At 31.0% G+C, this 15,532-nt stretch carries 17 protein-coding genes and 2 tRNA genes; 1 reads left to right on the plus strand and 18 read right to left on the minus strand.

Annotated features, from left to right (window positions below; translation table 11 throughout):
• From BUB51_RS08750 to BUB51_RS08795, 10 genes are all read right to left on the minus strand, one after another.
• Positions 1–272, minus strand: a 272-nt coding sequence (locus BUB51_RS08750; RefSeq protein ID WP_278294243.1) for a hypothetical protein, incomplete at its 3' end; no start/stop codon positions are given.
• Positions 273–389: 117 nt separating this feature from the next.
• Complete coding sequence (locus BUB51_RS08755) at positions 390–539, minus strand: FeoB-associated Cys-rich membrane protein (RefSeq protein WP_083599574.1); 150 nt, start codon at positions 537–539, stop codon at positions 390–392.
• A 12-nt stretch (positions 540–551) separates the two neighbouring features.
• The gene (gene feoB, locus BUB51_RS08760) at positions 552–2,591 is read right to left on the minus strand and encodes a ferrous iron transport protein B (RefSeq protein WP_073197138.1); all 2,040 of its coding nucleotides are present in this window, start codon (positions 2,589–2,591) and stop codon (positions 552–554) included.
• A 56-nt stretch (positions 2,592–2,647) separates the two neighbouring features.
• Positions 2,648–2,872 (minus strand): FeoA family protein, encoded by a 225-nt coding sequence (locus BUB51_RS08765; RefSeq protein ID WP_073197140.1) that lies wholly within the window; start codon positions 2,870–2,872, stop codon positions 2,648–2,650.
• Positions 2,873–2,901: 29 nt separating this feature from the next.
• Positions 2,902–3,123, minus strand: a complete 222-nt coding sequence (locus BUB51_RS08770) for a FeoA family protein (protein ID WP_035162461.1) — start codon at positions 3,121–3,123, stop codon at positions 2,902–2,904.
• A 162-nt stretch (positions 3,124–3,285) separates the two neighbouring features.
• Positions 3,286–3,813 (minus strand): flavodoxin family protein, encoded by a 528-nt coding sequence (locus BUB51_RS08775; RefSeq protein ID WP_073197142.1) that lies wholly within the window; start codon positions 3,811–3,813, stop codon positions 3,286–3,288.
• A gap of 15 nt (positions 3,814–3,828) precedes the next feature.
• Positions 3,829–5,106, minus strand: a complete 1,278-nt coding sequence (locus tag BUB51_RS08780) for a coproporphyrinogen-III oxidase family protein (RefSeq protein ID WP_242945575.1) — start codon at positions 5,104–5,106, stop codon at positions 3,829–3,831.
• Positions 5,107–5,111: 5 nt separating this feature from the next.
• Entirely contained in the window at positions 5,112–5,930 is an 819-nt protein-coding gene (locus BUB51_RS08785; protein ID WP_073197146.1) for an ABC transporter ATP-binding protein, read from the minus strand.
• Entirely contained in the window at positions 5,927–6,955 is a 1,029-nt protein-coding gene (locus BUB51_RS08790) for a FecCD family ABC transporter permease (RefSeq protein ID WP_242844208.1), read from the minus strand. Before BUB51_RS08790 ends, BUB51_RS08785 begins: the two co-directional genes overlap by 4 nt.
• On the minus strand, positions 6,952–7,956 hold the full coding sequence (locus tag BUB51_RS08795) for an ABC transporter substrate-binding protein (RefSeq protein ID WP_073197148.1): 1,005 nt from the start codon (positions 7,954–7,956) through the stop codon (positions 6,952–6,954). Before BUB51_RS08795 ends, BUB51_RS08790 begins: the two co-directional genes overlap by 4 nt.
• Positions 7,957–8,121: 165 nt before the next feature.
• Between BUB51_RS08795 and BUB51_RS08800 the strand changes: the two genes are divergently transcribed.
• Positions 8,122–8,850 carry an AraC family transcriptional regulator gene (locus BUB51_RS08800; protein WP_073197150.1) on the plus strand — a complete coding sequence of 243 codons (729 nt, stop codon included), beginning with the start codon at positions 8,122–8,124 and terminating at the stop codon, positions 8,848–8,850.
• Here BUB51_RS08800 and BUB51_RS08805 read toward each other — a convergent pair.
• The 8 genes from BUB51_RS08805 to BUB51_RS08840 form a co-directional block, all read right to left on the minus strand.
• Positions 8,841–9,860, minus strand: coding sequence for a calcium/sodium antiporter (locus BUB51_RS08805; RefSeq protein ID WP_073197152.1), 1,020 nt, complete (start codon positions 9,858–9,860; stop codon positions 8,841–8,843). The genes BUB51_RS08800 and BUB51_RS08805 overlap by 10 nt on opposite strands.
• 200 nt (positions 9,861–10,060) lie before the next feature.
• Positions 10,061–10,155, minus strand: a tRNA-Ser gene (locus BUB51_RS08810).
• A gap of 11 nt (positions 10,156–10,166) precedes the next feature.
• A complete protein-coding gene (gene tadA / locus BUB51_RS08815; protein ID WP_073197154.1) occupies positions 10,167–10,625 on the minus strand; it encodes a tRNA adenosine(34) deaminase TadA in 459 nt (152 codons plus the stop codon).
• A gap of 27 nt (positions 10,626–10,652) precedes the next feature.
• A tRNA-Arg gene (locus BUB51_RS08820) sits at positions 10,653–10,729 on the minus strand.
• A 275-nt stretch (positions 10,730–11,004) separates the two neighbouring features.
• The gene (locus tag BUB51_RS08825; RefSeq protein WP_035162450.1) at positions 11,005–12,096 is read right to left on the minus strand and encodes a DUF871 domain-containing protein; all 1,092 of its coding nucleotides are present in this window, start codon (positions 12,094–12,096) and stop codon (positions 11,005–11,007) included.
• A 34-nt stretch (positions 12,097–12,130) separates the two neighbouring features.
• Complete coding sequence (locus BUB51_RS08830; RefSeq protein ID WP_073197156.1) at positions 12,131–12,442, minus strand: PTS sugar transporter subunit IIA; 312 nt, start codon at positions 12,440–12,442, stop codon at positions 12,131–12,133.
• A 20-nt stretch (positions 12,443–12,462) separates the two neighbouring features.
• Entirely contained in the window at positions 12,463–13,773 is a 1,311-nt protein-coding gene (locus BUB51_RS08835) for a 6-phospho-beta-glucosidase (protein WP_073197158.1), read from the minus strand.
• 124 nt (positions 13,774–13,897) lie between these two features.
• Entirely contained in the window at positions 13,898–15,184 is a 1,287-nt protein-coding gene (locus BUB51_RS08840; RefSeq protein ID WP_073197160.1) for a PTS sugar transporter subunit IIC, read from the minus strand.
• Between the last annotated feature and the right edge of the window lie 348 nt (positions 15,185–15,532).

Here is a 15,532-nt window from a genome sequence, read left to right on the forward strand (position 1 = left end):
TCTGTTATAGCATATGGTATATCTGTTAAACTTGTTTTTATCTTCATCTTTGCTGCAATTGATAAAGCTAATATATTTTCCATTGGTATGTGCTTATTTTTCTTTCGCTTATCTTTGAATGCTTTTGTTAAATCCTTTATTAACCCCTTTCTATTCATTTTCATTATTATATCGTCTATTAAATTTGGAAAACTTATATCAGCTGCATCAATTCTTCCATTTTTAATTGATTCTATTATTTTTTCTTTGTCTTTTCTACTTATCTGCATCATATATTATTTATCGGCACTTTTTATCAATATCTTAAATTACGAATTGAAGTAATACTAAATGATTAAAATAGAAAGCAAGCTAACAGCTAATGCCATTAGCCTGCAATTTAAAACCTTTTAATTCATTTTATTACATTTGTAATTACACTCACTACACCCTATACACTTTCCTTTTGACATTTTCTTCACACTTTTCAATATACTGAAAATGCCATATCCAAATATTATAATGGAAATAATAACAGTAGCTATAGTCCCACTACTCATAATATCAACTCCTTATAACCCAAGTCCCAATAAACTTCCTACTTGGAACACTAACATCGACATAACCCATGCTACAACAAACTGGTATGCTATAGAAAACAAAGTCCATTTCCATGAATTAGTCTCTCTCTTGATAACCCCAATAGTTGCCACACAAGGTGTATATAAAAGCACGAATACCATAAAAGCATAAGCCGTAAGCTGATTAAAAGTATTAGACAATGTAGATGCAAAACCTGTTATATCTCCTTCTAAAGCAGCTTCAGCTACTGTTTCACCTAATCCATATATAATAGCCATATTACTTATAACTACCTCTTTAGCAAGAAGTCCTGAAACTAATGATAATGCCGCTCTCCAATTTCCAAATCCAAGAGGAGTAAATATTGGAGCAATAGCCTTACCTATGCTAGCACCGATACTCTCTGTAATATCTGCTGGGCCAGAAAAATTATATCCCAATAAAAACCAGAGTATTATAGAAGCAGCAAATATTATTGTACCTGCTTTCACTAAATATCCTTTTACTCTTTCCCATACATGAATAAATATTCCCTTTAAAGTAGGTATTCTATAAGGCGGAAGCTCCATGACAAAAGGTGCTCCTTCTCCTTTAAATAAAGTCTTCTTAAATATTAATCCAACAATTATTGCTACTAAAATTCCTAAAACATATAATGAAAATACAACTGTATCCTCATGCCCTGCAAAAAATACTGATGCAAACAATATATAAACAGGAAGTCTCGCCCCACATGACATAAACGGGTTTATCAATATCGCTGCAATTCTCTCTTTTTCATTATCCAGCGTTCTCGTACCCATAATAGCCGGAACATTACAACCAAATCCCATCAACATAGGTATAAATGCCTTTCCGTTTAACCCTATTTTCCTCATTGCCCTGTCCATTATAAATGCAACCCTTGCCATATAGCCGCTATCTTCCAAAATTGAGATGAATATAAATAGAATTATAATATTAGGTAGAAAAGTTAATACTCCACCTACTCCACCAATAATACCATCAACTATCAAAGATTTTAGCCATTCTGCCGCTCCTACAGCTTCTAAAGCGTTACTAGCCCATCCAGATACAGTTTCACTAAAGAATGCATCTATGATATCTAGAAAAATGTTACCAATGTTAAAAGTCATAAAGAATACTATATACATCAATCCCGCAAATATAGGAATACCCAGCCATTTATTCGTCAAAACCTTATCTATTTTATCTGACGTAGTCAATTTTTCATCCTTCGGTTTATTTACTGCCTTTGATACAATCTCTGTTATAAACTGATATTTTTTATCTGCTATTATAGATTCGTAATCATCGAGTAATGAAATCTCATCATCTTCAAAGCTTTCTTCTTCATCATCAATATTTAACGTTTTTAAAACCTTTTCGTCCCCTTCAATAACTTTTATTGCAAGCCATCTCAAATTATATTTTTTAGCAAGTGGATTTAATTTTAATGATTCTATCGTTTCCGATATTTTCTCTTCCAAATCCTTTCCATAGTCAACTACACATGGATTATATTCTATTTCACCTTTAGAAAGTCTAACTACTACATCTAGTAATTCTTCAATTCCCTTCTTTTTACTGGCAACAATAGGTACGACTGGAACTCCTAACATTTTAGAAAGTTTCTTAACTTCTATATTAATCCCCATTTTTTCAACCATATCCATCATATTTAATGCTATAACAACTGGCGTTCCAAGTTCGATTAATTGTATTGATAAATATAAATTTCTTTCGATATTAGTTGCATCTACTACATTCACAACTACATTGGGACTTTCTTCTACTATATAATTTCTCGCTATAACTTCTTCCAATGAATATGGTGATAGACTATAAGTTCCTGGTAAATCCACAACTACTATCTCTTCATCATTATATCTCGTTTTTCCTTCTTTCTTTTCTACTGTAACCCCTGGCCAGTTTCCTACATATTGTCTAGAGCCCGTCAATGCATTAAATAAAGTCGTCTTACCGCTATTAGGATTACCCGCTAAAGCAATATTAATATTGTTCCCCATTCTCCCTCTCCTCTCTTATTGGTTTTGATAATCATTCTCAATTTCGTTTAAAAAAATTATTCAACAATAATGTTCTCAGCTTCTGATTTTCTTAAAGTCAATTTATAATTCTTAATTTTGACTTCTATAGGATCTCCTAAAGGTGCTATTCCTTCAACTAAAACTATAGTTCCACCAGTTACTCCCATATCCATAAGGCGTCTTTTTATAGCTCCTTTACCTTTAATGCCTACGATTTTTCCGCTCTGTCCGGGTTTTAAATCTTTAAGACTTCTTCTCATAAAAACTCCTCCTTAACAAACTTTATCTTTTATATGACATCAACTATTATTTGATTAGTCAATGAAGAACCTAAAACTACCCTAGAACCCCTAACATTTATTATGAATGCTCCGTTAATATTATCAGATATTACCGTTATTTTAACTCCTTCTGTTAATCCCATATCATAAAGTTTTTTCCTTAATTTAGAACCCCACCTTATTGATTTTAATATAACACTCTGTCCTGGATTTACCATAGAAAGTGGCATAAAAAACCTCCTTATCATTAATCACCATTTTATTAATATATATGTAACATAATGATAATAATAACTATTATCATTTATATAATACTAATAATGATAATCGTTGTCAATATATTTTACTAATAATTTGTCTTTTTAATTAAAAATTAATAGCCAATAGATAAACTATTGACTACAAACTGTTGACTCTAGATTTTCAATAATATTTTTAAATATTTTCTTTGCCTTCTTGAAATCTTCCTCATTCGGATGTTTAGCAGCTTCTTTATGCCTTTTAATACGCTCTGGATTTAGTGCATGAGGATGATCTGGAGGCAATGATTTAAACTTTTCTATTAATTTGGGATCAATCTTCCCTTGACAGATAAATTCTCCTACTATGTTATTTTCTTTTTCTAATAATTTCTTTATTCTATCCATAGATTCTCTTGCATGTTGTGAATCAGGATATGCTCCTAATGTTATAAAAATTGCCACATTTTTGTTTTTTACTTTTTTTATAAACTCAAGAGCTTTTTTATCAGCCGTTCCTTTATCAATCCAACAACCTATTGCGATAAAGTCATATTTATCTAAACATTTCACGTCTTCTACACTAACTATTTCTGCATCCTCTGGCATGACTTCATAGATTGCTTCAGCTACCTTTTTTGTATTTCCGGTTCTGCTTGAATAAGCCACTAATGTTTTCACAGCACTCACTCCTCTTTAATCATACTTTTCAAAAAAATTTATTAATCTCTCTGTAAAATCACTACATATATTATTACCCCAGAAAATACCATCTTTTGTTAACTTATATTTATTTCCATCTTTCTTTATTAATCCATTTTCAAGTAATCTATCAATAAAATCTTTACAATACTGATACATTTTTTCATTTGTTTCAGCATCTAACTGATTAAAAGATATATATCCAAATTGAACCTGACCTATCATTTTATCTACAACATTATAATTATTTGTTATTACTTTGCCCATCGGTGATACTGGTAAAATTTTATATAATATTTTACTAATCGTAGGTTGGTTATAATACAAATAATTTTTTAACCTCCCACCAGCACCATTCCCAAACGCTAAACAGTCGCCAGCTCTATTCTTAACTTGTATATATTGATATTTATCTCTATTTTTTTTAACTAATTTTGTTATTTCAAGAACATCAAAACCGCTATCTAGTAATTCTTCATATATGATATCAAAAAAAATTTTTTCCTCCTCTATACCAGGCGGTTCAGCAATTTTACCCTCTTTAATAAGTTTACTTAACATAGAGCCTTCATGTAATATCAAAGAATAATAACTTATTCCCGCAATATCTAATTCCTTTATAATTTTTAAATCAAAATAAAGTTCTTCTTTTGTCTGTCCTGGATAATTATATATTAAATCAATATTTGTATTCTTAAATCCTTTGTCTATTACTTTTTGTATTTTCTTAATTGCATCATATCCGCTTCCTCTACGCCCCAACTGTCTTCTTCCTCTATCGACAAACGTCTGTACTCCTATACTAAATCTATTTACTCCCATTTCTTTCATTACGTCTAATTTTTCTTCAGTAAGTTCAGAAATTGAAGTCTCAACGCTTATCTCTGCATCTCGACTAATTGGCAGTAGATCATGCATAGTTTTAAGAATGGCTTCAATCTGCTTTGCTGATAGTACTGTCGGCGTACCTCCTCCAAAATAAACTGATTCGAATTCCTTCGATTGAATATATTCGTAATCTGCAATCGATTTAATCTGACGAATTATTAATTTATGATAATCCTCTACTGACGAATCTAATTTTACTCTATTTAAATTACAAAACGAACACAATTTAACACAGTAAGGTATATGTATATATATAGCTCGAGGTCTATCAGCTTTTGTTTTTAACACTTTTTTTATATATTCTATATGATTCTGTCTATCGGTAAATGCATCTTTTAATTTTACTAAGGATGCATGATGACTTCTTTGCCTTATTGAGTACATGTTCACTATTTTGCCTCCTTAATTCTAATAATATTGTCTTCGTATCCTTTTAATGGACTAATAGCAAAAAACATAGGTTTAGAAGTAGTTTTGTCTATAGTTATTTGTGCTTCAATATTATATACATCTCTTAACATCCTTTTAGTAATTACCTTATGAGGACTTCCTTGCATGACAAGTCTACCTTTGTTTATCACAAAAATCCTATCGCTATATTTAGATGCCTGATTTAAATCATGTAGTACCATAATAATTGTTACTCTATATTTCCTATTAATTTCATATAGTAGTTCCATAACTTCTAGCTGATGGGAAATATCTAAATATGTAGTTGGTTCATCAAGCATTAAAACTTTAGTTTTTTGTGCTAAAGTCATCGCAATCCAAGCTCGCTGACGTTCTCCTCCAGATAAAGTACTAATAAATCTGTCAGCAAGACTAGTAAGTTTAGTTACATTTATTGCCCAATCTACAACCTCATCATCATATTTATTTTTAAATTCATACCACTTTTTATAAGGCATCCTTCCATAAGATACCAAATCTCTAACAGTACAATCTGCTGGGCTATGATTGTGTTGACTTAAAATTGATAATCTTTTCGCAACTTCTCTGGTAGGTAATTTTTGAATATCATAACCATTTAAATATGCTACCCCATTTGACGGTTTTATCAGCCTAGATAAAGCCTTTAATATCGTAGATTTCCCGGAACCATTTGGACCTATTATCGAAATAATCTCGCCTTCATTAATATCCATACATAAATCATAAATCACCTGTTTTCTGTCATAATGTATATTTATCTTTTTTGCACTAATCAACTTCCATACCCCCTAACTTTTCTAAGCAAATATAGGAAAAATGGACCTCCAACCAATGCCATGATTATTCCAACTGGCAACTCTATAGGGGAAAATGCCGTTCTAGCTACCATATCGGCTAAAACGAGTAAATTTGCTCCAAGTATAGCACTTGACGGTAACATAAAACGATAATCCGAACCTACCAATAATCTACTTATATGCGGAACAATAAGACCTATGAAACCAATTAATCCTACAACTGCAACAGAAATACCTGTTAAAAAAGCCGCTGTCATAGATAAAATAACTCTTGCTAAATTGACCCTTACCCCTAAATTTTTTGCAGTATCATCTCCAAGTTGTAAAGCATTAGCAACACCCGTCTCAAATACTGCTATTATCAATCCTATAACAGTATAAGGAAGTAATATCTCAACTTGATTCCAACTTTTACCAGCTAAACTTCCATTTACCCACATTAAAATCCCTTGAATTCTATCACTATATAGAACTGAAAGCATTGATGTTCCACCGCCAAGTATTGCATTTATAGCTACTCCAGCTAATACAATACGTACAGCACTTATTCCTTGTCTCCAAGACAATATAAACACTAAAAAAGTTGCTATCATTCCACCTAAAAATGCTACAAATGGAACTAACGCTGTCAACTCAGGAAAAACTAACATTATAATAATTGCAGCTAAACTAGCTCCTGAAGTTACTCCTATAACTCCAGGAGATGCTAATGGGTTTCTCAATACCGATTGTAATAAAGCACCTGATATAGCTAGATTAGCCCCTACAAATACTGCCAATATAGTTCTTGGCAATCTTATATTTAAAATTATCGTTCTAACAGTAAAATCTGAACCAATCGTAAGCGCATCAATTATTTGTTTCAATGAATAATTTACACTTCCAAATCTCAAAGAAACTAATACTAACGTAATAAGTAAAACAATCTCAACAATATATACAATAATCCTTTTTATAGATCTACTTTTTAAATTCATATTTACAGCTGCGTTTTGTGCACTCATCTATTTCCTCCTTCTGCATCCTCTTTAAAATATAATATTTCTGCTATGTATTCTAATGAGTCAATAGATTTAAGTCCAGGATTTGCAAAGAATAAAGTGTTGTCGAGATCATAAACTCTGCCATTTTTTACAGCATTAATTTCTTTCCAAACCGGATTTGTATTAAATTCGTGCTCAAATATTTTTCTTGTCTGTTCAGAATCTCCATGAGATATACGTAAAATTACATCTGGATTCATTTCTACAACTTTTTCTTGACTAAAAGGAATATACGCTCCTAAATTTTCTTCAAAAGGAATTGATTCTGTAACATTTATTCCTCCCAGCATTTTTACTAAACTACCCGTGAAAGTAATATCTCTTGCTAAAGTAAACGTTCCTTGTGCTCCATGAATAATCATAACTTTAGGAGCTTTTTTACCTTTAATCTTATCCATAATTATTTCTTCTCGTTTTTTAAATTCATCTAATACCTGTTTAGCTTTTTCTTTTGCTCCAAAAGCCTCTCCGATGTCTTTAATAAGCTTTTTAGTATCCTGATAAGTATCATTTTTCAATGCTAAATATTTAATATTATGTTCTTCAAAGGTTTGTTTATGTTTTTCTAAGAACCTTGGAGACATAATTACAACGTCTGGCTGTATTGCTAAAATTCTTTCTATATCTGGACGCATAGGACTTCCTACTTTTGGAATATTTTTAAGTTCATCGGGTAGTGGTCGCTTAGTTGATGTCATTGCTTCTATTTCAATTCCAAGTCCATGCATAACTAATGCTATGCTATAAGAAATTGGAACTATTTTTTTAGGCATCTTATCAAATACTATCTCTTTACCTTCTGCATCTAAAATTACAATTTTCTTATTTTCTTCCTCTTTGACGTTCTTATCAGCATCCTGCTCAACTTTTACATCCTTATTTAATTGTTCAGTATTATTACAACCGATTAATATTGAAGATAGTAAAGTTATTACTAGAAAAATAGATAATATCTTTTTCATTTCAAATCCTCCTTGATATTTTTTATATATAAAAATCAATTTCAAAAGATATTGAAAATCAATCTCATTTTCTATTATAATGGGAATAGAATTTTTATCTTTAACTTTTTTATTTCTTTTATAAAAATATTATTGATTTTAAAATTTAAATAAGGAGAAATTTTTATGATTAATTTTTTAAAAATGCAAAATGATACGCTACATGATAGATTGAATATTCAAATAGCTCTTGAAGGTGTAATTTTAGACAGTATTAAGGCAGGACAATTAAATAATGCTCTAAAGACATATAAAAAAATTGTTAATGTATATATTCTCAATGATATAGGAAATGGCTGTCGTTTAAGATGTATTAAAAATCATATAATATCACTTTCAGCTTTAATAAATAGAATGATAATAGACATAGGTATTAATTCTAATTTATTAAAGATAAAAAACTACAAGTTTTTAAATAAAATAGAATCTTCTAATTCAATAAAAGACACTATAGCAATAGGAGAAAAAATGATAGAAGAGTATTGTAATGTAATTTTAGATAATTATTCCTGTACTGAAAATATACTTATTAGAAAGGCCATTTCATACATCCATAATAATTTTTCAGAGAATATTAAACTAGACGATGTGTGTAATCATGTACATATAAGTAAAACATACTTCTGCTCGCTCTTTAAAAAATATACAGGTGTGTGTTTTTCAAAATATTTAAACAATATAAGGATTGAAAAGAGTAAAGAACTACTTAAAAAAAATGAAATGTCTATTTTAGACATTTCTATCGCAGTAGGCTTTAATAATCAAAGTTATTTTTCGAAACTATTTAAAGATAATACTGGTATTACACCTAAAGAATTTAGAAAAAATTATTTTAATAAGTATGTTTATAAGTAGCTTAATACGCTTATTACGATATAAGTTAATAGTAAAATAAATCCTGATGATCTTTTTAATTTATCTTTACTAAATATAGTACTTAATCTGAATACGGTTAATACAAATATCATTGCTGGAAAGTATAATTTGAAGAAATCAGGAGTAACGTGTATGCCTTCTTTTGAAAAGGCTGCCGCTGATCCTACTACAAATAGTACATTTAAAATATCTGCACCTATAACATTACCAATGGCTAATTCTCCATGACCTTTTATAGAAGCTGTAACAGATGTAACGAGTTCTGGAAGTGATGTGCCAAATGCAACTAAAGTAGCCGCTATTACACTATTTGGAACATTTAATCTAATAGCTGTTTCTTGTACTGTTGGAATTAGTATTTTTGAAGAGATGATAATAATAACTACTCCTAAGACTAATTTCATTAGAGTTATGAATTTATTTCCTGTTTCTCCATTAGACTCTTCTGTAGATAAGTTTTCATCTTTACTATTTTTAGTCCATTTTATAGAGGTGTATATATATACTCCTAATAAAATAATAAATAGAACTCCAGATAAATTGGATATATGTCCTCCTCTAGTAAATATATATCTTAAAGAAGTGAACGGTATAGAAACTAATACTAACAACAAGCCAGCAAAAAATTGAATCCAACCATGTCTATTAACAACATCTTTCTGTATTTTGAGTGGAGAAATTAATGCTGCAATCCCAAGTATAAGTCCTGTATCGCATATTACAGAACCAACTGCATTCCCTAATGCTAAACTGGAATTACCTGCGATTGATGCCATAACCGAAACTGATGCTTCTGGAAGTGTAGTTCCTAAACTCACAATTGTAGCACCAATAATCATTTTGGGTATTCCTAATTCCTCTGATAATGCTACTGCCTCATCTACTAGTAAATCTGCTCCTTTACTTAACGTATACAGAGTTACTGCTATAATCATAAAGAGAACTGGTAAAGATGCATTAGTAATAATATTTGATACTAATGATTCCATAAAAACACCTTCCTTCTTGAATTATATTTTATTGAATTGTATAATAAGTCTATATAAAAACAAAGACTTGAGTATAACGTAATAACGCTATACACAAGTCTCACTATTTAAAATTAAGCCAGATAAGAAAATCTTACCATGATGTTGGCTTAATTACACTATAAAAGTGCTAGCTACTCCCCTGTGCACCTATAAATTTCTGGCGGAGAGAGAGGGATTCGAACCCTCGGTACACCTTAAAGGGTGTACACCTGATTTCGAGTCAGGCGCATTCGACCAGCTCTGCCATCTCTCCATAATTTAATATTATTTTTTTGAATTTTCTCTAATCTTTTTAAAAAATTCTTTAATAATACTAGAACAATCTTTGTCTAATACACCCCATACAATATCTACTCTATGATTTAATTTAGGATTATCAACTATATTTAATACAGAACCACAACCACCCATTTTAAAATCTCTAGCACCTATCACAAGTCTCTCTATCCTAGAATTCACTATCGCTCCTGCACACATTGGACAAGGCTCTATAGTAACATACATTGTAGTTCCTAAAAGCCTCCACCCACCCAATGTTTTACTTGCCTCTTTAATAGCTATAATCTCCGCATGACACGTAGCATCCTTTAGTGTTTCTTTAATATTATATCCTCTTCCTATAACCTTTCCATCTTTTACAACAATAGCCCCTACAGGAACTTCACCAATTTTATAGGCTTTATATGCCTCTTTAATAGCCAATCTCATGAAATATTCATCCATAGACAAGCTTCTCCTGATATACAAAAATGGCGCACCCGAGAGGATTCGAACCTCCGACACACGGCTTAGGAGGCCGCCGCTCTATCCTGCTGAGCTACGGGTGCACAAAACGTATTTATTACCACAACTATATATGATACATCAATATATATTTTTTGTCAAATCGAGTTTATATAATGATTGTGTCAAGTTACTGTAAGTTTTAAAAGTTATAGAAAGCCCCTATGCAACCTTACCAAGTTAAAATTATTTAATTTTCTAATAAACAAATCGGCATGTCTTACTATAGTAATCTTATTAAAATCGATTTTTGAGATATTCTAAAAGAAGATAAATTATACTGAATCAGCATAATTTATCTTCTTTTAAGTTTTATATTTTATCTCTCTTTTAATTTAAACTTGAACTTTTGCCACGGTTTAATATAGTCAATCAAAAACAATTCTTCATCTACAATCCTACCAACAACATTTGTCTTTCCATTATTATCCATGTCTTTCAATGCAATTTGAAGCTCTCCAGCATATCTATCATAAAGGGAACTCTCAATTAAGATATCACCTCTTTTTATAGGTTTTGGATTAAACAATTTAAAGTTATTCCCTTTATATTTTATTCTGCTTTGTGTAGATCTTATCATATACTCAGAAACGTCTCCTCTATTAAAGTGTAATTCTTCTAAAACTACTTTCCTCTCTAGTTCTGGAATGTTATCATGAAGCTCAACTGTTAATTCAAGCATATTTCTATTTAGTTTGCCAAGAGTCTTTAATTCTTCTTCTGATGCAAAACAATTGGCTATTATAACGTCATCTATTAAATCTGTATTGAATAAATCTTTTGCTTGAACTTCAATGGGCTTATCTCTATGTTCTTCAAGAGTACATAATCCCTCACTCACATGCCACGGTCCAAAAGTTGCATTACTTGAAGAAATAAATGCAGCAGTCCTTATACCATATTCTTTAAACTGTCTAGAACATTTTATAAAATGCTCTCTCGAAAGCCCTGTATATCTATGAGGATAAAAGTTATGACATCCAATTAAATTCTCTTTATTTGGAAGATACGTAAGAATATTATCAAGATACTTAGTTCCATTACTCATATTTATTTCAATTTTTAGATTATGTTCATTAAAAGTCATCAAACTCTCTTCAATTCCTGAAAAACCAATATCTAATCTTATTCCTGTTAAATTTAGTTCATGAAAAAAACTTAAGTTTTTGAAACTAATATTAAATCGCTCAAATACTTCTGGACTTACATCAGCTATAACCTCCATACCTAAATTCTTTGCATAAGTAACAACTTCTTTGAATTCTTTAATAATCCTATCTATATCCCCTTTAGCTGATATAAGACATGTAAAAACCCTTGTAAATCCATATTTTGCTGCTAAAGATAAATATGCTTTATTTTGCTCTACACTTGCATTCTCTGGATATATAGAAACACCTAATCTTCTCATTTTATCCTCCTAAATTATATTTTAGTATTAGGAATTACTTATTACTGATTTTCATATATATATTTATAAACTCATCTGCAAGATCTCTAACAGTCATTGCATTCATCAAATGATCTTGAGCATGAATAAGTAATAGTGATATATCATGTTTTTCACCTTGTGCCTCGGCTTGTATAAGCTTTGTTTGCTCCCTATGTGCTAATTCAAGCTTTTTTGATGCTTCTTCAATACACTCTCTTGCTTTGTCAAAATCTCCATTTTTAGCATAGGTAATCGCTTCCATACTTGAACTTCTAGCATCTCCACTATAAGTTATTATTGAAAATATTACCATTTCAGAAACCATAATTTATCGCTCCTTATCTTCTATTTGAATTGTGGTAAATAATCTCTGTTTTGAACAAGTATATCATTTAATATTTTTTTTGCAATCTTAACCGAAGGAACTAAAGGATTTGCTATTAATGCCATTAAAGCAGTGTAATAATCTCCTGTTACACCAGCTTTTACAGTTAAAAGTTCATATGATTTAACTTGCTGAATTAGTCCATTTATTTTTATTGGTAATTTCCCAAAAGCAATTGGTTTAGCTCCTGTTTTACTAATCACTGAGTTAATCTCTACTACTACATCATCAGGTAAATTTGAAATAGCCCCATTATTTCGAACATTAACTGTATGGATTTCTTCCTTATCGTTATATATTGCACTTATCAAAGAAACTGCTGCATCAGAGTAGTATGCTCCCCCTCTTTTTTCAAGTTCTTTTGGCTTTTCATCAAGACTTGGATTTTTATATTTTTCAAACAAATCTTTTTCAATTTTCATCACTTGCTGTGCTCTAGTACCTTCACCACTCTGAAAAGCTTTAATCTCTTCTTCTAGAATTTCATCAGTCATATAAAAATATCTATGATAAGGGCATGGTAGCATTCCTAACGAATATATAAAATCCTTATCCCAGTTAAGATCAGGAATATTATTCATATTTATAAGTGCGCTATCACTCAACTTTTTTAAAACGGTAGAAGTTATATTTTTCCCATCTAAATATATTTCCTTACCATAAACCATATGATTAAGCCCAACAAATTCTATTCTTACACGCTTGCTGTCAACATTAAGTATCTTTGCAACGTTGTTTACCATTCCAATAGGCACATTACACAACCCTATAGTTTTTACATTTGTATATCTCAAAACTGCTTCAGTAATAATTCCGGCTGGATTTGTAAAGTTTATTAACCATGCATCTGGAGATAATTCTTCAATATCTCTACATATATCTAAAATAACTGGTATTGTACGAATTGCCTTAGCAAAACCTCCTGGTCCTGTTGTTTCTTGTCCAATAACGTTATACCTTAAAGGAATTCTTTCATCCCTTGCTCTTGCTTCTAATCCGCCTACTCTTATCTGAGTTATTACAAAATCAGCATCTTCAATAGCTTCTTTACGATCTAAAGTCATATGTACTCTAGTTTTTAATCCTGCTTTAAAGAACATTCGTTTTGCCAACTCTCCAACTATACTAAGCTTTTCTTTACCTTCTTCTATATCAACTAAATATATATCATCTACTGGAAGTTCTTTAGCTCTAATAATAAATCCTTCTATTAATTCTGGGGTATAACTACTTCCTCCACCTATTACTGCAACTTTTAAGCCTTTATTCATAATTATCACACCTCGCAAAAATAAAATTTAATAAATACTTTGCATTAATATATTTAATTATGATTTATTCCTATTCATTCTCATTAAAAAGTCCAAACCGAAAAGACATAAAGTCTTCCCGGTTTTATTCGGCAGTACTTTTTCCTTTTTCGGTATCATGTTCTCCCCTTACCATCTTATCTGCTAGAATTACAAATGGTAAATATATCATTACAGCTACTATAAAGTTTACTAATGCTAATAATCCTCCTCTTATGTCGCCACCTGTTGCTAAAAAACCACCAATACCAACAGGAGTTGTCCATGGCATTACAACATATGTTGGCGGCACTAATCCACTAGCAGTCGCAACATAAGCTATAAGTGTTAAAACTCCTGGAACAATAATAAAAGGGATAAATAAAATCGGATTAAGAACTATAGGTAGTCCAAATATTATAGGCTCGTTAATTTGAAAAATTCCTGCTGGGGTACCTAATTTTGCAATTGTTCTATAATCTTTTCTCCTTTTAGAAGCAATAAATATTGCTAAAATAAGTGCTAATGTAGCACCAGAACCACCTAAATGTACATAAGCATCAAAGAAAACTCTTGTAACTACATTAGGTGCTTGTAATCCTTGCTGGATGGCACTTGCATTCGCTTCTAAAGCAGGTAAATACAATGTATTCATTATTGGATCCATTATATTAGCTCCATGCAAACCAAAAAACCAGAAAAGATTGATAAGCATAGCAAAGAACATAGCAGAAAGTACCCCTTGACTAAATCCCTGTAAAGGTTTTTGAATTAGATTTAAAACTAAATCATATAAACTAGTTCCACCTAACTTACTTATTAAAAATGCTAAAATCCCAAGTACATATACTGCAATCAAACCTGGAATTACTGCTGCAAATGCTCTTCCAACTGCTGGTGGTACATTATCAGGCATTTTTATAACAATATTCTTTTTCATAAGTCTAACAAATATTTCTGTAGCTATAATAGCTACTATTATAGCAGTAAATAAACCTGTAGCATTCAAATATCCCCAATGAATATAACCCCAACCAGCATCTCCATGAGCTTGTGGAGTTACAACTAAAAAGGCTGCTGCAGAAATCACTCCTGCTGCAAGTGCATCGGAACCATAACCTTTAGCTAAATTGTATCCAACTGAAAAAGCTATTAATAGACTCATTACTGCAAATGTGCCCCACCAAACATTCCCATTGATTGCAGTAAGCGTACCAAGTACAGGTATCCATTTAAAAACAGTCTGATTCAATAATACCGCAAAAGAACCTGCTAAAATTAAAGGCATAATCCCGACAAAGCCATCACGAATAGCAACTAGGTGTCTTTGAGAACCTATCCTAGCAGCCACTGGCACAAAATGTTTTTCCATAAAACTAAAAAATCCCTTCACATAAATCCCCCTTGTATAATATAGTTTGTAAAACACATCAAAATAAATATCCTATCTAAAAGTTTTCATCTACTCCTCCTGCCTAGTAGCATGAAAACTTAAAAAACTTGTGCTTTAAAAAACAATTTGAGATAATTGTTCTCGTAAACAGATAGAGATTTTCGTATTCCCCCTTGAGGTTTAAATCCTCCTAAAAAAGAGTGATATCTCTACTTTACGAGTTTTTGCGAATAAGCTGGATGTTGATTAGCTAAAGCTAATTCTTCGTATGTCTAACAAGGCTGTAACTTGTAAAGATTAGAGTGCATATCTATCTGTAATTTAAATTGTGAGGTGTTTGTATGATTA

The sequence above is a fragment of the Caloranaerobacter azorensis DSM 13643 genome (genome assembly GCF_900129995.1).
Taxonomy (GTDB): domain Bacteria; phylum Bacillota; class Clostridia; order Tissierellales; family Thermohalobacteraceae; genus Caloranaerobacter; species Caloranaerobacter azorensis.